General features: G+C 55.1%; 20 protein-coding genes and 1 pseudogene. 18 read left to right on the top strand and 3 right to left on the bottom strand.

Translation table 11 applies throughout. The features are described from left to right. Positions 1-63: 63 nt before the first annotated feature. From C7E10_RS01705 to C7E10_RS12380, 3 genes are all read left to right on the top strand, one after another. On the top strand, positions 64-477 hold the full coding sequence (locus tag C7E10_RS01705; RefSeq protein ID WP_105325658.1) for a peptide deformylase: 414 nt from the start codon (positions 64-66) through the stop codon (positions 475-477). A 74-nt stretch (positions 478-551) separates the two neighbouring features. Next, positions 552-746: a hypothetical protein gene (locus tag C7E10_RS01700; RefSeq protein WP_105325657.1), complete on the top strand. Its 195-nt coding sequence runs from the start codon at positions 552-554 to the stop codon at positions 744-746. A gap of 82 nt (positions 747-828) precedes the next feature. Continuing rightward, positions 829-960 (top strand): hypothetical protein, encoded by a 132-nt coding sequence (locus tag C7E10_RS12380; protein WP_255419926.1) that lies wholly within the window; start codon positions 829-831, stop codon positions 958-960. Between the two features lie 74 nt (positions 961-1,034). On the opposite strand, the gene C7E10_RS01695 is transcribed toward C7E10_RS12380, so the two are convergent. Continuing rightward, positions 1,035-2,555 carry a WG repeat-containing protein gene (locus tag C7E10_RS01695; RefSeq protein WP_105325656.1) on the bottom strand — a complete coding sequence of 507 codons (1,521 nt, stop codon included), beginning with the start codon at positions 2,553-2,555 and terminating at the stop codon, positions 1,035-1,037. Between the two features lie 221 nt (positions 2,556-2,776). Between C7E10_RS01695 and C7E10_RS01690 the strand changes: the two genes are divergently transcribed. Then, entirely contained in the window at positions 2,777-5,782 is a 3,006-nt protein-coding gene (locus C7E10_RS01690) for a PD-(D/E)XK nuclease family protein (protein ID WP_105325655.1), read from the top strand. Between the two features lie 5 nt (positions 5,783-5,787). After that, positions 5,788-9,126 carry a UvrD-helicase domain-containing protein gene (locus C7E10_RS01685; RefSeq protein ID WP_105325654.1) on the top strand — a complete coding sequence of 1,113 codons (3,339 nt, stop codon included), beginning with the start codon at positions 5,788-5,790 and terminating at the stop codon, positions 9,124-9,126. 85 nt (positions 9,127-9,211) lie between these two features. Here the strand turns inward: C7E10_RS01685 and C7E10_RS01680 are convergent, their stop codons facing one another. Further along, the gene (locus C7E10_RS01680) at positions 9,212-9,886 is read right to left on the bottom strand and encodes a metal-dependent hydrolase (protein ID WP_105325653.1); all 675 of its coding nucleotides are present in this window, start codon (positions 9,884-9,886) and stop codon (positions 9,212-9,214) included. A 246-nt stretch (positions 9,887-10,132) separates the two neighbouring features. Here C7E10_RS01680 and C7E10_RS01675 point away from each other — a divergent pair, with 246 nt between their 5' ends. Genes C7E10_RS01675 through C7E10_RS01635 form a run of 9 tightly spaced genes read left to right on the top strand, consistent with a single transcriptional unit; the run spans position 10,133 to position 18,035 of the window. After that, complete coding sequence (locus C7E10_RS01675; protein WP_105325652.1) at positions 10,133-11,554, top strand: sodium:solute symporter family protein; 1,422 nt, start codon at positions 10,133-10,135, stop codon at positions 11,552-11,554. A 28-nt stretch (positions 11,555-11,582) separates the two neighbouring features. Continuing rightward, on the top strand, positions 11,583-12,770 hold the full coding sequence (locus C7E10_RS12270) for a glucosaminidase domain-containing protein (RefSeq protein WP_231085809.1): 1,188 nt from the start codon (positions 11,583-11,585) through the stop codon (positions 12,768-12,770). Positions 12,771-12,781: 11 nt separating this feature from the next. Further along, complete coding sequence (gene trmL / locus C7E10_RS01665; protein ID WP_105325756.1) at positions 12,782-13,249, top strand: tRNA (uridine(34)/cytosine(34)/5-carboxymethylaminomethyluridine(34)-2'-O)-methyltransferase TrmL; 468 nt, start codon at positions 12,782-12,784, stop codon at positions 13,247-13,249. Further along, positions 13,246-13,608, top strand: a complete 363-nt coding sequence (gene queD / locus C7E10_RS01660; RefSeq protein ID WP_105325651.1) for a 6-carboxytetrahydropterin synthase QueD — start codon at positions 13,246-13,248, stop codon at positions 13,606-13,608. The genes trmL and queD overlap by 4 nt, the downstream gene beginning before the upstream one ends. After that, positions 13,602-14,372, top strand: coding sequence for a GTP cyclohydrolase FolE2 (gene folE2, locus C7E10_RS01655; RefSeq protein ID WP_105325650.1), 771 nt, complete (start codon positions 13,602-13,604; stop codon positions 14,370-14,372). The genes queD and folE2 overlap by 7 nt, the downstream gene beginning before the upstream one ends. Before the next feature lies 1 nt (position 14,373). Further along, positions 14,374-15,570 (top strand): dihydropteroate synthase, encoded by a 1,197-nt coding sequence (gene folP, locus C7E10_RS01650; RefSeq protein WP_105325649.1) that lies wholly within the window; start codon positions 14,374-14,376, stop codon positions 15,568-15,570. After that, a complete protein-coding gene (gene folK / locus C7E10_RS01645) occupies positions 15,561-16,082 on the top strand; it encodes a 2-amino-4-hydroxy-6-hydroxymethyldihydropteridine diphosphokinase (protein ID WP_105325648.1) in 522 nt (173 codons plus the stop codon). The genes folP and folK overlap by 10 nt, the downstream gene beginning before the upstream one ends. Continuing rightward, on the top strand, positions 16,067-16,792 hold the full coding sequence (locus C7E10_RS01640) for a hypothetical protein (RefSeq protein ID WP_105325647.1): 726 nt from the start codon (positions 16,067-16,069) through the stop codon (positions 16,790-16,792). Before folK ends, C7E10_RS01640 begins: the two co-directional genes overlap by 16 nt. Positions 16,793-16,805: 13 nt before the next feature. Continuing rightward, positions 16,806-18,035: a glycosyltransferase family 2 protein gene (locus tag C7E10_RS01635; protein WP_105325646.1), complete on the top strand. Its 1,230-nt coding sequence runs from the start codon at positions 16,806-16,808 to the stop codon at positions 18,033-18,035. A 211-nt stretch (positions 18,036-18,246) separates the two neighbouring features. Here C7E10_RS01635 and C7E10_RS01630 read toward each other — a convergent pair. Next, positions 18,247-19,308, bottom strand: a pseudogene (locus C7E10_RS01630) (IS30 family transposase); the annotation flags it as partial. Positions 19,309-19,451: 143 nt separating this feature from the next. On the opposite strand from C7E10_RS01630, the gene C7E10_RS01625 reads away from it, so the two are divergent. The 4 genes from C7E10_RS01625 (at position 19,452) to mutL (ending at position 25,816) form a co-directional block, all read left to right on the top strand. Then, the gene (locus C7E10_RS01625) at positions 19,452-19,784 is read left to right on the top strand and encodes a 7(1) septoil knot domain-containing protein (protein WP_105325645.1); all 333 of its coding nucleotides are present in this window, start codon (positions 19,452-19,454) and stop codon (positions 19,782-19,784) included. 160 nt (positions 19,785-19,944) lie between these two features. After that, positions 19,945-21,273: a tRNA (N6-isopentenyl adenosine(37)-C2)-methylthiotransferase MiaB gene (gene miaB / locus C7E10_RS01620; protein ID WP_105325755.1), complete on the top strand. Its 1,329-nt coding sequence runs from the start codon at positions 19,945-19,947 to the stop codon at positions 21,271-21,273. Continuing rightward, a complete protein-coding gene (gene mutS / locus C7E10_RS01615) occupies positions 21,270-23,879 on the top strand; it encodes a DNA mismatch repair protein MutS (protein ID WP_105325644.1) in 2,610 nt (869 codons plus the stop codon). Before miaB ends, mutS begins: the two co-directional genes overlap by 4 nt. Continuing rightward, positions 23,876-25,816, top strand: a complete 1,941-nt coding sequence (gene mutL / locus C7E10_RS01610) for a DNA mismatch repair endonuclease MutL (protein WP_105325643.1) — start codon at positions 23,876-23,878, stop codon at positions 25,814-25,816. The genes mutS and mutL overlap by 4 nt, the downstream gene beginning before the upstream one ends. The last annotated feature ends 10 nt before the right edge of the window (positions 25,817-25,826 follow it).

The raw sequence follows: 25,826 nt of genomic DNA, 5'->3' as shown, positions 1-25,826 counted from the left end.
TGATAGTATTATTATATCATGATAAATGGCAAAAATACCGCATTTCTGCGTAAGGAGTAAATTATGGTACGAGAAATTATCCGGGATATTATTTTTTTGCAGCAAAAGGCCGTTCCGGCCGTCAAGGAAGACGCAGCTGTAGCCCAGGACCTGAAGGATACCCTGGAAGCCCATCTGGACCACTGTGTAGGCCTCGCAGCCAACATGATTGGCGTAAATAAGGCCATTATTGTTTTTCGGGAGGGGAACCATACGGTGGTCATGTACAATCCGGAAATTGTGAAGCATTCCCCCAAGGCCTACGACACAGAAGAGGGCTGCCTTTCCCTGTCCGGGGTCCGGCCCTGCAAGCGGTACGAAACCCTGGAAGTGACCTATCGGGATGCTCAGTTCAAAAAGAAGAAAAAGACCTTTCAGGGGTTCACGGCGGAAATTATCCAGCATGAACTGGACCATCTCCAGGGTATCCTGATCTAGCCCCAAGAAATGCCTTGACAACGGGAAGAAATACGCTTAGTGTATACTTCTGAACAATTGGAGGAGGGACTTTCATGAGCATACCCCAAATTATTGGCGTAATAGAACTGATTATCTGCATTTGGTACCTGCTGGCCCAAAAGCGTCCAGATACTTTCGCATTCTTTTTGCCGCCGCCCCGGGAAGAAAAGCTGACCCAGGTGTGCATCATTGCCCTGGTAGTGGTGTTTGGCATTGGCATGGGCCTGGAAAAACTGGGCGTGTACTGATTTTCAGCAGGATTTCCCCTGTCAGACGGCGAAAAGTAACCTTAGAGATATGGTCTGGTTTTGCCGTGAGGGAGATGGTCCTATGAAGGTAGAAAATTTGGCCAAGCTGGCCCTGGGCTTTGGCTGCCTGGCCCTTTTGAACCGGCAGCTGGTTTTAGGCGTCGGTATGATTGCCCTGAGCTGCACCCTGATGCGGCTGGCCCATCGGCAGTAGAGAATGACACAAACTGCAAAAAGGACTGTGAAAGATGAAGTTCATTTTTCACAGTCCTTTTTTTATTTACTGGTTTACCAAACCCAGGTGAGGTTTTTGTATTGGGGCGGGACTAGCCATTTTCCAGCCGTGTCTATTATGCCGTACCGGCCGCCGCTTTTGGCAAGGGAAAAGCTCTTCAGAAAGGTGCCGGCCGTGGTGATGGAGTCCTTGGGGGCAGTGTAGACCACCTGACCATTGGCATCCACCAGGGAGTACTGTTTGTCCTGAATCAGCCAGGTTACCTGGCTGGTGCCGTAGGGCAGGAGCTTGGCTTTCTTTGGGTAGGAGGCCAGGACTTTGCCGTCCGTACCACTGACCAGTAGGGTGCTTTGCCCATCCCGGATCAGGTACCGGTCACTGCCTAGGAAGTAAGCTTCCTCAAAGGTGTAAGGAATAATCAGCTGTCCGCTGCGTAGGTCCAACACCCCCATCTTTTTGCTCTTTTCGTCCACCAGGGACAATTGGCCATTTGCCAGGGCTTCGGTCTGGCAGGCAGTATCTTCGGCAATATGGAATTTGCCGGGGCCGTACAGCAGCTTTCCGGTCCGGTCTACGAAAATGGTTTGGCCCTTGTCTTCCACAAAAGTGCCAAAGGGGGTCATGGGGTAAACGAAATCGTTGTGGCTGTCAATGACAATCTGGCCGGAACGGTCGATATAGCCCCGCTTTACCCCGTCCCGGGTCAGGGGACCGTTGGTCTGGGGGTCGTAGCCCAGGCCAAAATGAACGGCGCCGACAATACCAAGGACGGAAGCCCAGTTAAACCCGCTGACGTCCCGCTGGTATTCTGCCAGTCCATTTTGGAAGGGGAATACCCGGTCGTAGGGCAAGAGATACAATAGCTGGCCCTGGGAATTGATGGCCGCTTTTTTGCCGTCGGGCATTTTGACAAAGGCAATGCCTGCCTGAAAACCAGCAATTACGTCCTTATAAATCGGTGCCAGAACGGTTTTTCCGGTTTCATCCTGAAACCCGTATTTGCCGTCTTTTTTGAAGGAATAGAGTCCAGGAGGTTTTGTTTGCTGAAGCTCGGGACTGTCTGCCGCTAAGGGCTGGCCGTCAGCCGTAATGGCGGTCACAGCCTTTTTGCCGGTGACCGCAAAGGTGCCGTTATTGCCTAGACCAATGCTTTTGTACTGGGGCGGCACGGCTTCCTGGCCCTTGAGGTCTAACAGCCCCCATTTGCCGTTATCCCCCTGGAAAGCGGCCAAAATGCCCTTTTCCCGGGACTCCAGAGGAATGGTATCGGTGATTTTTTCTAGAACGGAGGAACGGCCCTTGGTTCCTGAAGACCCCAAACGGGGGAACAATATCGTGCCCAAAGTTGGGCCCAGCCGGTCCTTGCGGACCGTGGTGCTGGTATGGGTGCCGCTGCTGCGGGTGGTCTCCCGGGTAACTTCGCGGCTGGAGCTTTGGGTGGTGGTACGAACCTCCCGATGCTCATGGGAGTACACGTGGGCTCCTGTCTCGGCAAAGGCCGGTGGGGACAGAAGAAGACAGGTCAGCAGGGCAGCGGCGCTGCAAACGGTATGGGGTTTGGGGTGATGGTGCATAGAAAGCCTCCTTTAGAATCATGGTAAAAATAGATTGATTGATGAGAATTTTAGAATGATTATAGCAAAATAGTAAACTCCTCGTAAATAGAGGTTAACACAATACGTACAATTCTGCCCCCGGACTTGTTCCCCTAGGCTAATTTGGGTACAATAGAACGGAAACCTGATGATCCTGCTGTATCTGAATTTATTTGCACTCAAGCAGAAAGGAAAATGTTATGACCAAACGCTTGTATTCGCTGTCCCTGGGGGAAACCCTGCGGGAACAGTTTTTGGCGGACGCCGCCCAATATCCCTATGGGGAGGTACTGTATTTAGTGCCCAACCGGATTTTGGAGCATCTGGTAAAGGCCCGGGGTGTGGTGAAAACCCTGTCCCTGGATGCCCTGGCCGGAGAAATCTTGAAAGAAAATACCCAAGGAACTCCTCTGCGCCGCATTTCCCGGCAGGCCCAGAAGAAAATTCTGGAAGAAGCCCTGGCAGTGGCGGTAGAAGGGGGACAGGTGTCCTATTTTGCCCAGCTGGTGAAGAAAAAAGGCTTTTTGGACAGTCTTTTGAATCTGTTCAACGAATTTGCCCAAAACAGCCTGGCCCCGGAACAGTTTAACCAGATTCTGGTCAGCTGGGGACGGCCTGGAAAACTGGGCAAAAAGGACCGGGAAATGGCTTTGATCTACCTGCTTTTTGTGAACAAGCTCCGGGAGCAGCAGGTTACCGACCTGTCCGGCCGTTACCAATTGGCGGTAGAAGCTTTGCAGCAGGGAGGTACGGTGCCCTGGCAGAAATGCTATATCAGCGAATTCAACCAGCTTTCCTCTGTGCAATTGGAACTGGTTGAAGCGTTGGGAGATTTGTGTGACGTGGAAATAGGGCTCTTTTATGACCCTTCCCGGCCCGAACTCAGCGCCGTAACGGAAAATATCCATGCCCAGCTGGTGGGAGCAGGTTTTGCAGACCTAAAGGAAGCCCCCCAAATTCAGCGGCCAGCGGATTTGGACTTTTTTGCCCAGAACTGGCGGGGCAGCGACTACTCCCGGCCGGAAGCAGAGCATATCCATTTGGCAGAGGCAGGGACTCCAGAGCAGGAAATGCGCCTGGTGCTGACCCAAATCAAGAAAAAACTTCAGTCCGGCACAGCGCCCCAGGATATCCTGCTCCTGATGCGGAGCACCAGTGATTATCCCGGCCTTGCCCGGGCCTTTGCCCTGTACGGCCTGGAAACCACCATGCCTACGGTTACTGGCGCGGCCAGCCAACCCCTGCCGGACCTGATTACCAAGCTGCTCCAGGCTGTCAGCCAACCTCAGGACCTGGGAGCCTGGCAGAACCTGTTTCGCTGCACCCTGCTGCCTCTATTGTGGGACTGCCAGCGGGATGCCCTGGAGCAGGACTATACCCAGCTGTATTTTGAACGGGCTGGGGCACTGCGTTCCCATGTAAAGCGGGAACGGCGGATTAATGATGAGTTTTGGACGGACCTGGCTTTTTTCCAGGCAGACCATACGGCCAAAGAATGGCAGGAGGGCATGCAGGACCTGCTGGACCGGTGGAACCTGATGGGCCGGTGGGGAAGCCTGCACCAGGCTGGCAAAGTGGATCTGGCCCAGGTAAAGCTGATGGGAAATGCCGTGGAGCTGGTGAAGCATACCTTTGAAATGCTGGAGCGGACCTGGGAAGACTGCGGTCAAAAGGCTGCCGCCGTAACCCCAGCCCAGCTTCTGGAATTCTGGCAGGATTCCCTAAAGGGAGCCACCCTGATTCTCAAGGAAGGCAATCCTCAGGGCATTAGCGTCATGGAAGCCGGGGATATTCAGGGGGTTTCCTATCCCTATGTGTTCATTATGGGCCTGCGGGACGGGCTCTTTCCTTCCGTAAAGCGGGAAAGCTGGCTGTACAACGACGGGGAACGCACGGAACTCAACGGCCTGGGGGTGGAACTGGCGGTGTCCGGCCGCAGCCTGGAAGCGGACCGGTTCTTCTTTGCCTCAGCGGCTGCTATTGCTGCCCAGGACCTGTATCTGAGCTGGTACCGGGACGAGGAAGGGGGTCCCTCTCCCTATATCCAGGAACTGCTGAATTTGTACGCCGAAGGCTCCCTGGTGCCCCAGACTTTTTACGACAGTCTGGACAATTGCGCCAGCGAGGCCCTGCTGGAACAGCTGCTGATGCAGCAGGAAGCTTTGGCTCTCAAGGAACAGGCCTTTTTGGCTAAGCGGCTGGGCAGCGATTATGCCCAGCGGGCGGCCACCGGGAAAAAACGCTGGGAGGACCCGGAAAGTCCCTGGAACGGCACGGTGCCGGGAATCTTGAAGGAGCCCCTGCGGCTCAGCGCTTCGGGGCTTGATGTGTATCTTCAGTGTCCCTTTGCCTATCTGTTTGGCAATGTGTGGAAAATGGAACCCTGGGAGGAACAGACGGGCTACCCCGGTCCTGATGTGGTGGGAAGCCTGCTCCATGCGGTACTGGCGGAGTTCTTGAGTCGGCATCTGAGCAAGGCCCTGAGCTTCAGCGACCTGCCCCAGCTGCGGGACGAACTGCAGCAGGTTTTTGCGGACCAATTTGAGGCGCTGGTGCAAAGCGGCAAGATTTCCCAATCCAGTCTACTGCCCCATTTGCGCAAGGTCTATGGCAGCTGGCTGAGCAACTGGCTGAAGCAGGAATGTGAATACGAGCAAACCAGCAGCCTGCTGCCTTCCAAGCTGGAATGGAGTTTCGGCCGCAAGGACAGCCCTTGGCGTGCCCTGTGCCGGTATGTGGACGACAAGCCCGTATACTTTTCCGGCCAGGTTGACCGGATTGATACCAACGGAACAACTTACGCCATTTTGGACTATAAAACCGGGCAGCACCCCAGCGGGAGCCAGATCAAGGACGGGAAAGCCGTTCAGCTGCCCCTCTATGCAAGAGCCCTGATGGAACTGGGGCCTGTTGACCCGCAGAATATTTTGGGCGGGGGATACTGCTCCCTGCGTTCCGGCAAGCGGGAAGGGGGAACCTGGTCGCCAGAGGCCAAGAAGTACCTGGACTATCTGGCCAGGTCCCGGGCTCCCAAGCTGGAGGAAAGTATGGAAAAGGCTTTTGCAGAAATCGACAAGGCTGTGCGGGCCCTGCGGCAGGGAGCTTTCCCGGCAGCCCCTTACGGCAGCTGTCCGCCCTATTGTCCGGCCAAGGATGTGTGCCGGATTTCGGAAAATCCCAAAAGCAGTGAACAGGAACAGGAGTGAAAACCATGGCAGATTTTACCAGACAACAACAGGAAGCCATTTCCACCCTGGACCGGAACGTATCCGTTTCTGCCGGGGCCGGCTCCGGAAAGACCCGGGTGCTGGTGGAACGGTTTTTGAAAATATTGGCGGAGGAGAAAGCCTCTGCCCAGGAAATTTTGGCCATTACCTTTACCCGGAAGGCCGCCCGGGAAATGCGGGAGCGGGTACAGAAGGGAATTTTGGACCGGTTGGCGGAAGCCACAGACCCCCAGCGGCAGCAGTACTGGCAGGAGCAGCTGAATCAGCTGGACCATGCGTCCATTACCACCATCGACAGTTTCTGTGCCCGGATTATCCGGGAAAATCCGGTGGAAGCGGGAATGGACCCTGGCTTTGCCGTGCGGGAAGAATATGAAATTGCAGATTTTAGGCAAGAGGCCGTCCATACCTTTATGGATCAGGAGCTGAAAGGGGAAAACGAAGACTTTTTCGGCCTATTGGATATATATGGTCCCCGGCGGCTGGAAGAAATGCTGGTGCTGCTGATTGACGCGCTGCCGGATATTCTGGCGCTGGGAGACCTGTCCCGGCCCTATCAGGAAGAATTGGACAAGGAAGAAGACCTGAAGCTTGAGGCGGAGTCTGCCTTGGACGACCTTATTGCCGTCAAGGACACAGCAGGCCCCAAGGGCAAGGAACTTATCCTGCGGCTGGAAGAACAGCGGGACTCCCTTCATGAGGCCATTGCCAAAGGCGATTACGAAACGCTGGCAGAGGCTGTGGGAGGTCTTCGGGCGGCAGGCGCAATCAAAGACTTTGCCGCAAAGCTGAAAGAGACGGTGAGTACCCTGTTGGACCTGGACCTGAACCGGGCGGGCCTTGCCCAAGCGGCCCAGTGGCAGACCGTACTGGAGCGGCTGGACCAGTACCTGTTTACTGCAGCGGAGCAGCAGGAGATGTACAGCTTTTCCTATATTTCCGCCAAGGCAGTGAAGCTGCTGGGCACAGATCCGGAACTATTGCGCACCTACCGGAATAAATTCAAGTTTCTGATGGTGGACGAGTTCCAGGATACCAACGAGGAACAAAAGCGTCTGGTTTACCTGGTGTCCGGTGGGGACGCCAAGGTGCTGCGGGGAAACAATCTGTTTGTGGTAGGGGATGCCAAGCAGTCCATCTACCGGTTCCGGGGTGCCGATGTCAGCGTCTTTAAGCAGGTGCGGGATGCCATTGTGGCTTCCGGCGGCAAAGACATCATTATGGACGACAATTTCCGTTCAGCTCCAGAGATTATCCAAGCCTGCAATGTGTTGTTTGAGGACCTTTTGGGTACCGACGAGACGGCGGACGTCCAGGCCCAGTCCCTGACGCCCCACCAGGCTCCTACAGAGCTGCCCCGCTTTATGGTACTGAAGAAGCAATCCGAAACGGACAAGGGGGCTGCCCAGCGGGTCAAAGCCCAGTGGGTGGCAGCCGCCATCCAGGAGCTGGTGGCTTCCCACCCGGAATTAAAGTATGGGGACGTGGCCATTTTGCTGCCGGCAATCCGTTTGTCCCGGCAGTATGAAGAAGCGCTGGATGCTCTGGGTATCAAAAGCCAGGTCAGCGACGGCAAGGGCTTCTACGACCGGCAGGAAATTGTGGACGTCATCAATTTGCTGACCTGTCTGCTCAATCCTCGGAAGGACTGGGCCCTGGCGGGATTCCTGCGTTCCCCCTGGGGCGGCTTGTCCGACCCGGAAATCGGGGAACTGGTAAAGGATTACCCGGAGTTAACCCTGTGGGAAGCTCTCCAGCAAGCCCTGGAACCCCGGCAGGTAAAACTGGCCGCTAGCTTGCACACCCTGCGGCAAATGGCGCTGTACCAGTCCCTGCCGGAATTCTTTGACTGCCTGAATCAGGAGTTTCAGGCGGAACCCCTGCTGCTTTCCCAGCGGGGGGGCCGGGAAAAGCTGGCCAACTACCGTAAGCTGCGGACCCTGGGCACGGAAGCAGCCATGAACCAGGGCAGCAGTGTCCAGGATTTCCTCCAGCGGCTGCAGCTGATGCGGGCCCTGGGGGCACGGGAAAGTGATGCCAACCAGGAAGCGGATCCGGAGGCCGTGAAGATTATGACCATACACAAGTCCAAAGGCCTGGAATTCCCGGCGGTTATCCTGCCGGACCTGGATCAGAATGCACCGGCAGATAAGCTGGGAATCCAGTTCATTCCCCAGGCGGCCTTTGGGGTGCGGGTACCCAATGCAGAAGGAGTGCTGGAGAATACCGGTATCTATACCCTGCTGAGCAGGGAAAAATCAGCCCTGGAATTCAATGAAAAGAAACGCCAGCTGTATGTGGCCATGACCCGGGCAGAAAAATACCTGTATATGGTAAGTATTGAAGAAATAAAGAAAAAGCCTGTAAAGGAAGCCACCCAGGAAAAATGGGGAAGTGCCCTACTCCGGGTATTTGGCCCCCAGGGGCCTGCAGCCGGCAAGGTCGCCTATGATGAATGCCCGGTGGAGTCCGTGGGTATCCTCACGGAGGAAGGCATTTTGGCAAAGCGGCAGGTGCCGCATTCTGCGCCTCAGGTGCCCGCCAAGGTTTACCAGCAGGCTGCCCCGGTGGCCTTTCCCAAGGCCCTGCGGCTCAGTGCTTCGGCCCTTTTGGAGTATGATACCTGTCCCAGAAGCTATTACTATCACTACCAGCGGCATATGCCCCCGGTGGAAGTGGAAATGACGGGAACCGGCAAGCACCGGGTGTCCGCCATGGATCTGGGGACCTTTGTCCACCGGGTGCTCCAGCTGATGAATACCCTGCCCCAGGAAGAAGCTTTGGAACTGGCTCTGGCAGAAAACGAGAACTGGTCGGAAGAAAAGCGCCGGTATATGCGGGAAGACGGAGGAGCACTGCTTGGCAGCTACTGCGCCAGTCCGCTGTATACCAATCTGGAAGGTTATGAAGCTCAGGCAGAACGGGATTTCGACCTGAACCTGTTTACGCTGGGGCAGACAGAAATCTGGTTCCAGGGAAGCATCGACAAGCTGGTATTCCTGCCGGACCAAAAGCTGGGGATTGTGGACTACAAGACCGGCCATCCCCCAGTGGACGGGGAGGAACGGCAGGGGTATACCCGTCAGCTGGCCATCTACGCCCTGGCGGCAGAAACCCTGTACAAAGGTTATACCGTGGCCTGGGCCCAGCTCCATTTTCTCCAAAACAACAGTATTTGGGAATTGAAGGATAGGGAAGCCGAGACGGAAAAACTTCGGGCTCTCCTGAAGAACCTCAGTGAATGGGATGAGGAGACGGCGTTCCCGGTGCGGACCGAGGCCTGCTCCTATTGTCCCTATCAGTATTTTTGCACCAAAGCCTAAAGTGCCATAAAAAAACGACTTGCGAATCAGGTTGATTCGCAGGTCGTTTTTTTTGAATGTTTAGCTTTGTATGGTTCCTGTTTTCTTAGTCCAGTTCCCGGGTGGTGCCAAAGGGAACAATGATGACCTGGGTTTTGCCTTCGGTCTTCAGTTCTACGGATTTCTTGAACTTTTCAGGGTCCTGGGCAATCAGGGGCCAGGTGTTATAGTGGATGGGAATGACATAGGGGACTTCCAGGAACTGGGCAGCTACCCGGGCATCTCGGGGTCCCATGGTGAAATTGTCACCGATGGGCAGCAGGGCGTAGTCGATTTGCTCCAGCCGGGCCAGCAGCTGCATATCGGAGAAGACCCCGGTATCTCCGGCAAAGTAGACGGTCTTGCCGCCGAAGGTGACGATAAAGCCCGCAGCGTGGCCGCCGGCAATGCCGCTGCCGTGGAAAGCAGGGGTAATCCGTACGTGGCCAAAAGGAAATTCATGAGTGCCGCCAATATGCATACCGTGGGAACGGCAGCCCTGGTCCGCCGCAGCGTGGGCGATTTCAGCGGTGGAGATAATCAGGGCATCTTTGTTCTTGGCGATTTCGTAGGCGGAGCCCAGATGGTCCCCGTGGGCGTGGCTTACTAGAATGTAGTCAGCCTTGATGTCCTTGGGGGTCAGGCCTTCGGGGTTGCCTTCCAGATAGGGGTCGAACAGCAGGGTGGTGGTACCATCGGACAGGGTAAAGCAGGAATGGTGGATATAATGAAATTGCAGCATAAAATTTGCCTCCTTTAAAGTATTCGTCTTCTTTATTATCAACCAAAGTGTGCGTTTTGACAACTAGTCCCGTGCGGGGAAAAATCAAAATTTCTGAAAAATATTCGAATTTTGCCGGGAAAACTGGCTTTCGCTGGGTAACCTTTCTTTACAACTTCCGGCAAGTAAAGTACAATGAAGTTTGTTGAATTTTGAAGCTGTGAAAGATGGACTGGGAATATTCCAGAATTTGGTGAGGTGGCTACAGTGAATTGGTATTTGGCAGTAATCGTTGGGTATGCTGCACTATTGATTTTGTTGGGGTATTGGATTGGCAAGCACGTAAAAGGTGCTTCCGACTTTTTTGTAGGCGGCCGAAACTTTGGCTCCGGGCTGCTTTTTACTACGCTGATTGCGGCCAATATTGGCGCCGGTTCCACCGTAGGGGTGACGGGCCTGGCTTACCATTTTGGCGCCTCCAGCTGGTGGTGGATTGGCTGCAGCGGCCTGGGGTCCCTGATTCTGGCCTACGTGGTGGGCCCTGCGGTGTGGCGGCAGGCCAAAAAGCACAATCTGTTTACCATGGGGGATTACCTGGACCTGCGGTATTCTCCGGCTTTCCGGGGGGTAACCTCCACCCTGATGGCCATTGGCACCCTGGCCCTGTTTTCCGGCCAGCTGCTGGGCATCGCCTGGATTCTCAACGTGGCAGCCGGCGTGGACCGGACCCTGGGTATTATCATCGCGTCCGTGGTGGTGACCCTGTACTTCTCCGCCGGAGGCCTGAAATCCGCAGCCATCGTGAATATCATTGAGCTGGCGGTAATCCTTTTGGGCTTCTGCATTGCGGTACCCTATGCCCTGGCTTACGTAGGGGGCTGGCAGGGCCTGGTCCAGGCCGTCAGCCAAAATACCGGCAGTGCGGCCAAAACGGCCTCCTACTTTAGCTGGAACGGGATGGGGAACCAGGCCATTTTGGGATACTTTTTGATGCTGACCCCGGCCTTCTGTATTTCTCCGGGCCTTATTGGCAAGGTGTACAGTGCTAGGGACGAACACGCCGTAAAGGTGGGCACGCTGCTGAACGGCATTGTCCAGCTGCTTTTTGCTTTCCTGCCCATGCTGATTGGGATGTGCGCCTATGCGGCGTTCCCCAATTTGGGCAACCAGGAACTGGCTTTGCCCAAGGTTATGAAGGAAATGCTGCCCTTTGGCATTTCGGCCCTGGCCCTGTCGGCTATTTTTGCCGCAGAAGTCAGCACCTGCGACACGGTGCTGTATATGCTGGCCACGTCTTTAAGCAAGGACCTGTACAAGACCTTCTTCCGGCCCCAGGCTACCGACCAGCAACTGCTTAGCGTCAGCCGGAAAATCTCCGTGCTCTGCGGCATTGTGGGAATTTTTGTGGCTCTCTTTATGGCCAACATCATTACGGCTCTGGCTATTTTCTATAGCCTAATGACTGTAAGCCTGGCAGCCCCCTTCCTGTTTGGCCTGTTTACCCAACGGGCTTCCACCAAGGGCGCTTTCCTGTCCGCAGGCCTTGGGGTGGCCCTGGTACTGGGACTCCAGCTGTTTCATGGGGGCAAGGGCTTTGGTATCTTGAATGCCACTTCCCTGGGAATTCTTACGGCTGCGGTGGTAATGCTCCTGAGCCTGTGGCTGTTTCCCCAAAAGAAGAAGGTCTAATATCATTGTTAGAGAAAGGAAATCCTGCGTGAACAAATATAAGCTGAAACAAGCGGTGCAAATCGGTCTTGCGGCTATGGTGCTGGGCGTTTTGCCCCTAAGCCGGCCGGTACAGGCTGCAGAAGAAACAAAGCAGCTGTCTTTTAAGGAACGGGTGCAGGCGATTGCCAACGCCCGGAAAGAGGATTTTGCCCTAAAAAGCGAGGAAATCCGGGCAAAGCGCCGGGGGGATAAGCCCCAAACCCAGGCAGAGGAGAAACAGCAGCCTGAGGAAGAAAAAAATAAAACAGCGGTAAAAAAAGAAACGCCTAAAGAGGACGCTTCCCAAAAGGAAACGAAATCGGCTAAAGAGGCCAAACGGCAAAAACCGGAAAAGCCCCAAAAGGAAGCCAAAACTTCTCCGCGGAACCAAGCGGCAGAGGCTGAAACACAGGCTGAGGACAACACCCCGGTGAATCCGGGCCATTTCAGCGCTTCCGAGCTGGCTGGACTTACCCTGCGGCCGTCCCTGGAAATTGAGGGCAAAAAGCTGGTTCTGACCGAGCCCATCAATTTTGAAGAAAGCCGCCAGCGTTCCTTTAAGGACCGGGCGGTAAAGGACCCCAGCCTGCAGCTGATTCTCAACCGGGTGATGACCAAATCCCAGCTGTGGAACATTCCCAAGGACTATGACCAGGTGACCATTGCCGGGGAGGCAGAAGCCACCCGGGACCAGGCTGTGGCTTTGCTGAAGCTGTACAATAACCGGCTGCCCATTAAGGCTACCCCGGAACAACTGGTGGAAATGTATTACAATGAGGCAGGAAAAGAGGGCATCCGTTGGGATTTGGCCTTCTGCCAAGCACTTTTGGAAACAGGTTTCTTCCACTTTGGAGGCACGGTGGTGCCGGCCCAGAATAACTTCTGCGGCCTGGGAACCACCAGCAGCCAGGTGCGGGGCGCCTATTTTGCTACCCCGGACCTGGGGGTGCGGGCCCACATCCAGCATTTGATGGCCTACAGCACCAGCCGGAAACCTTCCACGCCCATTGTTGACCCACGCTATCAGTTGGTTTATGATGGTAAGGTACGAAACGGGTTTTTCGATCGCTGGTCCCAGCTAAATGGAAAATGGGCTACAGGCAGCAATTATGCAGAGAAAATCATGAACATCCACGAACAGATGAAATCCTTGATTACCGTCTCTGGTGCTGACTGGCCCAAGGAAACGAGGTGAGCAAATTGCCTATGCATATTGTTCTGGTAGAACCGGAAATCCCGGGCAATACGGGCAACATCGCCCGGCTGTGCGCCGCTACAGGGGCCTCCCTGCATCTGGTGCGCCCTTTGGGGTTCTCCGTGGACGATAAGTACTTGAAACGGGCAGGACTGGATTATTGGCATCTGGTGGACATCCACTACTACGACAGCGTGGAGGAGGTGTTGGCAGCCTATCCTGACAGCCCCCGCTTTTTACTGACCACCCATGCCCATCAGTCCTATACCAGGGTCCATTACGCTCCGGATTCCCTGCTGATTTTTGGAAAAGAGTCCGCAGGTCTGCCGAAAAGCTTCCGTGAAGCCCATGCAAGTGAGTGCGTCCGGATTCCTATGGTGAGTGAAGCCCGCTCCCTGAATCTGGCCAACTCCGTGGCCGTCGTTTTGTATGAAGCCTTACGCCAAAATGATTTTGACCTTCAGGAGGGAACCATATGATTTGCATAAAAGAATTTGAGTTTGACGCAGCCCATTATCTGCCCAATTATCATGGTAAGTGCGAGCATCTTCACGGACATACGTATAAGCTGGTGGTAAAAGTAGAAGGCACCCCGGATCAGGAAGGCATGGTCCTGGATTTCGTCCAGTTTAAGAGAACGGTCAAGGAACTGGTGGTGGACAAACTGGACCACACCTGCCTGAACGACCTGCTGCCCCAGCCTTCCGCCGAACATATTTCGGTATGGGTTTGGCAGCAGCTGGAGAAGCCTCTGACGGGCCCCAACTACCATTTGGCAGAAGTGGAAGTTTGGGAAACCAAAACCAGCGGTATAGTCTACAGAGGTGGAACATGTTAAAAGATGTACAGGCACAGCAGGATGTGCGTCATATTCCCCTGAAACACGTGGGAATCAAAGACCTGAAGTGGCCCCTGGTGCTGAAGGACCCCAAACGGGGCGAGCAGCACTCCGTGGCCGTGGTGCAGCTGTCCGTAGATCTGCCTAAGGAACAGCGGGGCACCCATATGAGCCGGTTTGTGGAATGCCTGAAGGAGCTGGGGGGCGTGCGTCCCAGCGACCTGGAGAAATTCCTGGATAACCTGAAAGAGAAATTGGGAGCCCGCTCCGCCATGGTGAAGCTGGATTTCCCGTACTTTGTAACGAAAAAGGCCCCGGTCAGCGGCATTGAAAGCTACCTGGACGTGGAATGCCATTTCCGGGCGGAAAAAGGCGAAAAATTCGTCCTGGACCTGGGCGTGGATGTGCCCGTGCACACCCTGTGCCCCTGCTCCAAGGAAATCAGCAAATACGGCGCCCACAACCAGCGGGCCTGGGCCAGAATGACGGTCCGGAGCCAAAAACCCATCTGGATTGAAGAATTGGTGGAAATGGCAGAAAAAGGCGCTTCTTCGCCGTTGTTCTCCCTGCTGAAGCGGCCGGACGAAAAATTTGTTACGGAAGAAGCCTACGAAAATCCCCGCTTTGTGGAAGATGCAGTGCGGGATATTGCCCTGCAGCTGAACGCCGACAGCCGGATTGACTGGTACAGCGTCACCGTGGAAAGCCAGGAAAGCATTCACAACCACAACGCCTTTGCCACCGTGGAGAAGGGGGAGGAATAATATGTTTATTCCTGTGCCTTCCCGGCTGGTGCTCCACGAAATGGAGAAAATGGCTGTCCACCCAGTGGGCATCCAGATTATGGCCCCCAAGGCGGAGCTTTGCCCAGTGAAATTGTTCCAGGTAAAGTCCCCGGCGGCCAATATTATCAAGCAGGAAATGCTGTCCATGGGCTGCGAATGCGTCACCGTAAAGGGGGCCATCAATTGCAGCGTGCCCGTGGGGGATGTGCTGCTCCTGGGCAATAAGAACCAGTACCGCCATCTGGTGGAAAAACTGGAAACCATGCGGGCCTGGTTTGGCTTTGCAGAGGTTATTGCTGACCTGAAAGCCTATTTGGACGAAACGCCGCTTGTGACCACCTTGGCGGACGGCCGGCAGCTGACCTACGAAAAAATGCGGGTGATGGGGATTCTCAACGTAACCCCTGACTCCTTTTATGCCGGGTCCCGGGTAATCCAGGAGGAAACCCTGCTTCACACGGCCGGCAAAATGCTGGAGGACGGAGCGGATATTTTGGATATCGGCGGGGAATCCACCCGGCCTGGGGCGGAAACCGTGCCCCCGGAGGAGGAAATCCGCCGGGTGACCACGGCCCTTGGCCAGCTGCGGAAAGCCTATCCCGGGGCCATTCTCAGCGTGGATACCTACCATGCGCCCACGGCCAAGGCGGCCCTGGAAGCTGGTGCGGATATGATTAACGACGTGACCGCCGGCACTGGAGACCCTGCTATGGTGGAGGTGGCAGCGGCTGCCAAGGCCCCGCTGATTCTTATGCATATGCGGGGCACCCCCAAGACCATGGTGCTCCAAAGCAACAAAGTCTACGAAAATATCACTTCCGATGTGACCCAGTACCTGCTGGAACGGGCCAAGGTCTGCGCCGAAGCCGGTTTGGGCCGGGATAAAGTCATTCTGGACTCGGGTCTGGGCTTTGCCAAGAATCCCCCCCAATCCCTGGAAGTGTGCAATTCCCTGGAAGAACTGACGGGTCACGGCCTGCCGGTGCTGGTGGCCGCCTCCCGGAAGGGCTTTATCGGCAAGGCACTGGGAGACCTGCCGGCAGAAGAACGGCTGGAAGGGACCCTGGCGGTAACGGCTGCGGCCGTGTACGCCGGTACCAACCTGGTGCGGGTCCACGATGTGAAAGAAAATGTCCGGCTGATCCGGATGCTGGAGGCGATTCGCGCATGTCAATAGCCTACGTGGCCCTGGGCAGCAACCTGGGGGACAAGGAAGGAAACCTGCGGGAAGCGCTCCGGCGGATGGAAGAGCAGGGCATCAAGGTCTTGGCCGTTTCTCCTTTTTACCAGACGGAGCCCTACGGGGTAACGGACCAGCCGGTATTCTTAAACGGAGCCGCCAAGGTGGAGTGGCAGGGGGATTGTGAGGCCTTGCTTCACACCCTGCTCTCCATTGAGCTGGATATGGGCCGGGAGCGGAAGCGGCACTGGGGGGAGAGGAACATTGACCTGGATCTGCTGCTTTTTGACCAGGAAGTGGTCCATTCGGATGACCTGGTGCTGCCCCACCCGGATATGCAGAACCGGGCTTTTGTGCTGGATCCTTTAGCGGATATTGCCGGGGACGTGGTGCACCCGGTGCTGCACAAAACCATTGGCGCCCTGAAACAGGAACTCCGGGCCAGGGCCCAAAAAACGACAAATTCTGAATCAGACGGAAAGCAGGGATTTTCATGCAGAAACGATTGAAAACAGGCTGCTGCCTGGTTCTTCTTTATGCAGTATTTACACTGATCTCCAGTGCGGTAAGGGTGGTGCCCCAGGTGTCCGGGCTGCGGCTGGAAGCCATGCTGTCGCTGCCCTACGGCCTGATTTTTGGCCGGCTGGGCGCTATTAGTGCAGCCTTTGGCAGTGCCCTGGCGCTTTTTCTTGTGGGAGCCAATCTAAACCAGATTCCTTTGGAATTTCTGGCAGCCCTGATTTCTGCTTATCTGCCCTTCCGGGTCTGGCAGGGAATGAAAAGTCCCCAGGAACCCCGGCTGGCACTGTATGACCAGCGGACCGTTACCATGTTTGTGATTTTGGGCCTTTTGGCCGTGGCTCCCATGGCGGTTTATCCGGCGGTGGGTGCGGAAATCTACCAAGTGGTTCCTTTTTCAGCCTCCTTTTTCAAAATTCTGCTGCCTACCTTGCTTTTTACCCTGGCAGGCGGTTTCCTCCTGTACAGAAAGGCCTCGGCCTATTTCTTTGCAGGAAAGGGCGAAGCCCTGTGGCGACGCCTGGAAGATAAGAAAACCACTACCCGGAATATGGCGGTGGCTATGCTGCGGATTACTCTTACCGGGTTGTTTCTGGCAGCAGGCCTGGCACTGATGGTGCCGCCGGAATTCCATTCCAAGGTGGTGGAATATACCATGGGGGTTTTTGCCCTCCTGCTATTGGTCATGACCGGTTTCTAAAAGGATGGTTACCATGTACACGATCACCTTACTTGTGCAGCTTCTGCTGCTGATTACCTTTCTCTGGGTTGCAGGCACCACCCTCATGGGCCTGCTGCACCCCAAAAAAGACAAACCAGGAAGCGGAGCCTATTGCTCTATGGCAGTAGTTGTCTGCGCACATAATGAGGAAGCAGTGGTGGGGAAACTGCTCCAGAGTTTGGCGGAGCAGGATTATCCCCGGGATAAATTCCACGTGTTTTTGCTGGCGGATCATTGTTCTGACCGCACCGCAGCGGTGGGCCGGACCTTTGAACAGGTGACAGTGTATGAACGGAGCAGCGGCCCCCGGACGGGGAAGGGCGCCGTACTCACCTGGGGCATTCCGCTGATCCTGGAGAAAAATCCCGGGCGTTTTACCCATATGGTTATTTTTGATGCGGATAATGTGGCGGATACGGGCTTTTTGTCCGCCTTGAACCAGAGCTTTGACCGGGGCGGCCGCCTGATTATGGGCAACCGGCTCCCGCTCAATCCCTATGATAATATCATCAGTGAATGGTACAGCATGTACTGGCTGACGGTGGATAACCTGCTTTGCAAGCCCCACCACAGCATGAACCTATCCGCCATTATTTCCGGTACGGGGTTTGGCTTTGACCTGTCCCTGTTGGAGCCGGAGGGGTGGCATACGGTGACCATTACCGAGGACATGGAATTTTCCATGCAGCAGAACTTTAAGGGCGTTTTTTCCGATTATCAGGAGGAGGCCCGGTTCTATGACGAGCAGCCTACAGGCTTTGGCACCATGATCAAGCAGCTGCGCCGGTGGTGCACGGGAAATTTTGAGATTGCCCAGCACTATCGTACTGTCTGGTTCCGGCATTTTCGGGCCAAACCGGATGCCCGGCTGATTGATAACTTTGTGCCCATGCTGATGTGCACGGTGTTCGGCTTCTATTTCATTTCCAATGTGTTTTGGCTGCTGTACAACGCTGTTTCGGGGCTGCCGCTGTTTGCTCCCAAGGACGTACTGTGGTGGATTTTTCTCTACCTGCTGAGCCTGGGCATTGGCACCTACTCTGCAGCAAAGGGTGGGCTGAGCCTGACCAAGATGCTGCCGGGGATTCTGACCAGCGGGCTGTACTGCCTTTTGATCAGCCTGGTGGCTGTATATTCCCTGTTTAAGCCCCAGCGGGCCTGGATTCCCATTGCCCACCGGCATAAAGACTTTCCCACGGATTTTCCCGACTCCCCTAACTGAAAAAATACAGGAATTCTGTTATAATGGTAAATTGCAAGTTGAATTTGAACAACTATAATCAAGAAACACACTCAATAGCATAAACTTCATCGAGGAATGCATCAAATAGCTCTGACGGCGTATGGTAGCCCAAAACACGACGTGGGCGCTGGTTCAGCGTATCTGCCATGTTCAGGATATCCTCATCAGAGAACCGCTCTACNACACACTCAATAGCATAAACTTCATCGAGGAATGCATCAAATAGCTCTGACGGCGTATGGTAGCCCAAAACACGACGTGGGCGCTGGTTCAGCGTATCTGCCATGTTCAGGATATCCTCATCAGAGAACCGCTCTACGGACATGCCCTTTGGGATGAAATCCCTCAGCAAGCCATTGTGGCGTTCGTTTTGAGCCCGTTCCCACGAGCTGTACGAATGTGTAAAGTACATCTTGGTGCCGAGACTCTCGAACTGTGACAAGTTCTCAAACTCAGGACCGTTATCGGCCGTCATCGTCTTAAAAATCTGGCTGAAGCGCTCTGCGCCATATAGCTCCTGCAACTGTGCAAGAGCGGATTCAACGCCGGCACAGGTACGTCCAGGAATGCGGATGGCGATGTAGTTGCGCGTAACCTTTTCAACAGCAGTGAAGACTACTGCCTCACGGCCTGCACGCTGACCAACGACCGTGTCCACTTCCCAGTGGCCAATTTCGGTACCTTCATTGACGACGGCAGGACGTTCCTCAATGGAGCGACCCTTCATACGCTTGTTCTTACGTACCCATTTCCGACGGTGTTTATGCTTTAAGGCTCGCGGGACTTCGAAGAGCGACAGCGGAAGCTTATTAGCCCAAAGCATGTTGTAAAGCGTCTTGGTACAGGGAATCTGTTCCGGCGTAAATAGCTTGTTCCGCCTAGCATAGCCAACGCAGGCATCCAGTGACCAACGTTCCTGGCGGACTTGTTCTACCATCCATTGGATGAACGATTCGCAGTCGTCATGATCGATTTTGCAAGTCTTCCTGGAGTTCTTGCGATTCTTTGCGTATGCCTTCTGACCGCGCTTTGCCATATACTGTGGGGCACGACCGTGCTTGCTTTTTCGTTCCGGCGTTCCACGCCGAAGCTCATAGAAAACAGTCGTATGAGCACATCCTACTGCAGCAGCAATGTTGCGAAGGGAAAGCCCTTGACGATGCAGAGCTTGAATCATACCACGTTCTTCCAAAGAAAGATGGCGGCCGGGGATACGTACGTCCTCCATTGTGTTAGAATGGATGTGATCCATCGTGATTGCTCCTTTGTTGATGATTTCTCGCAAAACCATTTTAGCATGAGGCTTCACTATGGATTTTTATTTTTTGATTAACTGTTCAAGTTCATTTTACAACTGACCATTCTGTTATAATAGAGGAAAGGGAGGGATGTACCGTGAAGAAAACCTTGGGGCGTGTTTGGCTGATTCTTTTGCTGGTGCTGGTGCCTTTTGCTTCTGCGCTGGCATCGTCACCCATTAATGCAGGCGGCTATTTCAATGGCATTAAACTGATGGGCAAGGTGCGGATTGTGGAATACAACCCGGATGTAAAAGTCCAGGTGGTTACCAGTTTCCCGGACCTGAAAGTAAAAGTAGTGGACCATTTTCCTTCGGAAGTTGGAGAATGGCAGTTTGTGGAATACGGGGAGGATTTTACCGTTCAGTTCGTTACCAGTTTTCCGGACATCCGGATCCAGTACGTGACTGCTTTCCCGGGAGTACAATAATATGCTGCGAGCAATACGCAAAAACAAAGGATCGCTGGAACAAAATTGGTTCCAGTCGGTCCTTTTTCCGTTGGGACGGCAGGTCAACCGTTTGCCCCGGAACCAGCAAACATGGTACAATAAAATATCACGATTAAATTAGAGGAGAACCTGCATGACCATGAATAAAACGTATACCATTCTCAATTACGGCTGCCAGATGAATGAAAGCGATTCTGAGCATTACGCCGGGCAATTGTCCGACCTGGGCTATCATTATACAGAAGACTTTCATGAAGCAGACGTGATTCTGATCAACACCTGCTGTGTCCGGGAAAGTGCAGAGAAGAAGATCCTGGGAAAAATCGGCGAGATGAAGGCCGTAAAGGCCAAGGATCCCCACAAGGTGCTCTGCGTCACAGGCTGCATGGCCCAAAAGGATGGGGAAGACTTTCTCAAGACCTATCCCCAGGTGGACCTGCTCATCGGCACGGCCCATGTGAACAACTTCAAGGCCATTTTGCAGGAATATCTGGCGGAAAAGAACCGGAAAGCAGGTATCTACAACGACCTGACTATTATGCCCCAGGAGTTTGAAGGCCATTTTGTCCGGAAAAGCGAATACGCGGCCTGGGTGCCCATTATGTACGGCTGCAACAACTTCTGCACCTACTGCATCGTACCTTATGTTCGGGGCCGGGAACGGAGCCGCAGTGCGGAAGCCATCTGTGAGGAAATCAGAAAGGCCGTAGCCCTGGGCTACAGGGAATTTACCCTTTTGGGCCAGAACGTAAACTCCTATGGCAAGGACCGGGGTGAGGCCAATGCCTTTGCCCAGCTGCTGCGCCAGGTGGACCGGATTCCCGGAGTGGAACGGGTCCGCTATATGACCAGCCATCCCCGTGATATGAGCGAGGAACTGATCAAGGCTGTGGCCGAAAGCCGCCACGTGTGCAAGCATTTCCATATTCCCGTGCAAAGCGGCAGCACCCGGATTATGCAGGCCATGAACCGGGGCTATACCCGGGAATCCTACCTGGAACTGGTGCGGCGCATCCGCAGCTATGTACCCAATGCGGTGCTGACCACGGACATTATTGTGGGGTTCCCCGGGGAAACGGAAGAGGACTTTGCCCAGACTATGAGCCTCTTTGACGAAGTCCGCTACGATGCAGCCTACACCTTCATCTATTCCAAGCGGTCCGGAACGCCGGCTGCTGCCATGGAAGACCAGGTGCCGGAAGCGGTGAAGAAGGACCGGCTGAACCGGCTGATGGAGCTGCAAAACAAACACAGCCTGAAACACAACCAAGAACTGGTGGGGAAGACCCTGCCCATTATGGTGGAGGGTCTAAGCCATAACAACAAACAAATGTGGAGCGGCCGTACGGACGGCAACAAGCTGGTGCTGTGGCCCGTAGGGGATAGAATTTTCAACCCCGGGGACGTGGTGCCGGTGACCATTGAAAAAGCCCAAACCTGGCTGCTCAAAGGACGTGCAGAATTATGACCACTTATACACCCATGGTCCAGCAGTATCTGAAAATCAAGGAAGAACATCAGGGCGAGCTGCTGTTCTTCCGCCTGGGTGACTTTTACGAACTGTTTTTTGACGATGCCATTACGGCGTCCCGGGAACTGAACCTGACCCTGACCAAACGGGCCGGGGGCAGTGATGCCATGCCCATGTGCGGCGTGCCTTTCCATTCCGTGGACAGCTACCTGGCCAAATTGATCAAAAAAGGCTACAAGATTGCCATTTGCGACCAGATGGAAGACCCGAAAAAAGCCGTTGGCATTGTAAAACGGGAGGTCACCAAGATTCTGACACCGGGAACGGTGCTCAGTGATGCGGTGCTGGAAGAAAATCATAACCAATACCTGGCCTGCCTGACCCAGGACCAGGACAACTATTGTTTGGCCTTTGCAGACGTTTCCACTGGGGAATGTGCCTGGTATATTGCCGGGGGCAAGAACCGGGAGGAAGCGGTGCTGGACCAGCTGTACCGGCTGCAGCCGGCTGAACTGGTGCTGACGGAAGACAATGAAGCCTTCCAGTCCCTGCTGGACAAGCTCCAGCAGAAGCTGCCGGACTGTATGCTGAACCATTTTGACCCGGCGCCGGGGCTGGATTATTTCAGTCAGCATTTCGGCAGCGACAACCCGGCCCTGAAGCGCCCCTTGGTGCACCGGACCGTGGAAGCCATGCTGCAATATATCCACGAAAATGTAAAAAGCGACCTGGCCCAAATCAACCAGCTTCAGGAGATTACCACGGACCAGGTGATGGCGCTTGATGCCACTGCCATCCGTAACCTGGAACTGGTGAAGAATATGCGGGACGGCTCCCGGCATGGGACCCTTTTGGATGTGCTGGACTATACCCAGACTGCCATGGGAGCCCGGCAGCTGCGCCAGTGGGTGGAAGCTCCCCTTCTTGACGTGGCAAAAATCCGCCAGCGCCAGCAGGCCATCGGCACCCTGGTGGAAGATGTGAAGTTCCGGAACGGGTTGGGGGATAGCCTGAAGGAAATCACCGACCTGGAACGGATTCTTTCCCGGCTGGAAGTGGGTTCTGCCAATGCCCGGGATATGGCGGCGCTGAGAGCGGCCCTTAGGGAATTGCCCCAAATTAAAAAATGGCTGGGAACCCACCCGGACGGCCTTTTGAGGGTCCTGAACCGGCGCATTGCTCTCCACAGCGATATTCTGGACGTACTGGAACGGGGCATTGTGGACGAGCCGCCTTTTTCCCTGCGGGACGGCGGCATGATCCGTACGGGTTTTAATGCTGAGCTGGACGAACTCCACGACATTGCGGAAAACAACAATGCCTGGATGCAGAATTTCGAGCAGAAAATCAAGGAAGAAACCGGCATCCGGACACTGAAGGTAGGGTTCAACAAGGTGTTCGGCTACTATATCGAAGTGTCCAAGGGCATGGTTTCCCAGGTGCCGGACAACTTCGTCCGGAAGCAGACCCTGGTCAACGGGGAACGGTACATTGTGCCGGAGCTGAAGGAATTTGAAAACAAGATTCTCAGCGCCAAGGAAAAAATCCAGCAGCTGGAATACTACCTGTTCAACGAGATTCGCCAGGAGATTCGGGACCACCTGGTGGAAATCCAGGAAACGGCCCGGGCCATTGGGGAACTGGACGTGCTGTATTCCCTTGCCATGGCAGCCTTTAAGGGCAGCTATGTGTGCCCCCGGCTCAACGAACGGCAGGAAATCCAGATTAAGGACGGCCGGCATCCGGTGGTGGAAAAACTGCTGGAACGGGAGCTGTTTGTGCCCAACGACGTGCACCTGAACAACACCGATGAGCGGCTGATTATCCTGACGGGCCCCAACATGGCCGGTAAATCCACCTATATGCGCCAGGTGGCACTGCTGACTTTGATGGCCCAAATGGGCAGCTTTATTCCCGCCCGGGAGGCGGATATCTGCCCGGTGGACCGTATCTTTACCCGGGTAGGGGCCAGCGACGACCTGGCCACCGGCCAGAGCACCTTTATGGTGGAAATGAACGAAGTGGCCAATATTCTGAAGTACGCTACCAGCCGCAGCCTGATTATCCTGGACGAAGTAGGCCGGGGTACCAGCACCTACGACGGCATGAGCATTGCCCGGGCGGTGGTGGAATTCATTAACGAAAAGATTAAGGCCAAAACCTTGTTCGCCACCCATTACCACGAACTGATTGAACTGGAAGACCAGGAAGCGGGCATCAAGAACTACTCCGTAGCGGTAAAGGAAAAGGGCCGGGAGGTCCTGTTCCTGCGCCGGATTGTGCCGGGGGGCACGGACCGGAGCTACGGGATTCATGTAGCCAAGCTGGCAGGGCTGCCGGATGCGGTGGTAAAGCGGGCGGATGAACTGCTGGCAGAATACGCCAAGAGCGGGCTGCCCACGGCGGCGCCTGCTCCCAGTAAGACCAAAGCAGCCCCTGAGCCTGCCCCTGCCCAGCAGGCGGCGGAGCCCAGTTTGTTTGGGGACGCCCTGCGGGAAACCCTGTGCAGCCTGGATGTAATGACCATGACGCCCCTGGAGGCGCTTAATACACTCTATAAGCTTCAGGAAGAAGCCAAACGGGAGGGAGGTAAAACCTATTGAGCAAAAAAATAAATCTGTTGGACCAAACCACTTCCAACCAGATTGCTGCCGGTGAAGTAGTAGAAAAGCCGGCTTCGGTAGTAAAGGAACTGGTGGAAAACGCACTGGACGCTGGGGCGGACCAGATTGACGTGATCATATTTGCTGGCGGCACGGAATTTATCCGGGTCAAGGACAATGGCTCCGGCATGGACGAGGAAAATGCCCGGATGGCTGTGTTGCGTCATGCTACCAGTAAAATTCTCAAAGCGGATGATTTGCTGACCCTGCATACCTTGGGCTTTCGGGGGGAAGCCCTGCCCAGCATTGCGTCCGTTTCCCATTTTTCTCTGCTCACCCGGGAGCCCGGTGCCGAATTTGGCACCTCGCTGACCCTGGACGGAGGAGAAAATATGGAGGTAGAGCCCATGGGCTGTGATGTGGGCACCACCATAACGGTAAAGGACCTGTTCTACAATGTGCCCGCTCGGCGGAAATTCCTCCGGACGGTAAACACCGAAGGCCGCTATATCTCCGAAGTGATTACCCACATGGCCCTGTCCCGGCCGGATGTGCATTTTACCTTGACCCATAATGACAAGGAAGTGATCAACACCCCGGGCAGCGGGGACGTGGCAGATACCATCAGTGCCCTGTACGGTGGGGAAGTGACCAAGCAGCTGCTGACCGTGGACCATGAGCAGGACGGCATCCAGGTAAAGGGCTATATCAGCCGGCCTACGCTGCTTAAAGGAACCCGGACCTGGCAGACCCTGTTTGTCAACGGCCGCTCCATCAACAACCGGATGGTCAGCAAGGCCATTGACCACGCCTACCAGTCCCAAATTCCCAAGGCAGGCTTTCCGTTTGCCGTGCTGAATATCCTGGTGGATACCCATAGTATCGATATCAACGTCCATCCCCAAAAAAGTGAAATCAAGTTTGGGGACGAGTCGGCGGTGTACCGGGCCGTATACCATGCCCTGTGCAAGGCGCTGACCCAGCCCATGGCCGGACGGCCGGAAGCAGGAAATACCCTGGCGGCAGCCATGCCGGCGTTAGCCGAGGAACCCCAGCCAGCCCATGTGGGCCTGGTGAAGGAAGAAGCTCCGCTGTTTACCGGGGGAGACCGGGGACGGGAAGGCCGGAACCAGTCCTTTGGCAGCAGCACCTTTGCTTCTAGTTCCTTCCCCAAGAACCCGGCTTTTGGCCAGCAGGTGTGGAAAACGCCGGACGTGACCCAGGAGGAACGGGAAAATCTTTATGCGGCCCAGCGTCGGGACGAGTATGCACCCAATAGCAGCCAGCCCCTTCCCAGCGCCTACGAAGCACCTTTGGCCCAAAGCCAGGGAGAGCCCGGGGAAGCACTGCCCCAAGGGACTTCCGGCGTGGACGTCATCTGGCCCCTGGGCCAGGTGGACCGGGTATTTATCATCGCCCAGTCGGAAACGGCTTTGTACCTGATTGACCAGCACGCTGCCCATGAGCGGATTATGTACGACCGGTTTATTCGGCAGCAGCAGGAAATTCCCAGCCAGCAGCTCCTGATTCCCCTGTTTCTCAACGTTACCAAACAGGATGTGGATGCAGTGGAAGAATACCGGGAAGAATTTCTGAAGCTGGGGGTGGATGCGGAGCCCGCTGGGGAAACGGTACTCCGGGTGTCCGCCCTGCCCGCCGATGTGGAAGGCAGCCAGGCGGAGGGCTTTATCGACGATATTTTGAAGCTTCTGTCGGAAAACAAAACCATCCGGCCCAGCGACCTGCGGGAGGAAGTGCTGCATTACGCCGCCTGCCACAGCGCCATCCGGGCGGGAGAAATCCTGAATATCCGGCAGATGCGCCAGGTAATCCTGGAACTGCTCAATACGGAGCACCCCTTTACCTGTCCCCATGGACGGCCCTGCATGATCAAACTGACCAGCCAGGAGCTGTACCATATGTTCAAACGGACGTAAGGAGGCAGCT

Source organism: Acidaminococcus hominis, from assembly GCF_900291475.1.
GTDB classification, from domain to species: Bacteria; Bacillota; Negativicutes; order Acidaminococcales; family Acidaminococcaceae; genus Acidaminococcus; species Acidaminococcus hominis.
This window is presented reverse-complemented; position numbering and strand designations above follow the sequence as displayed.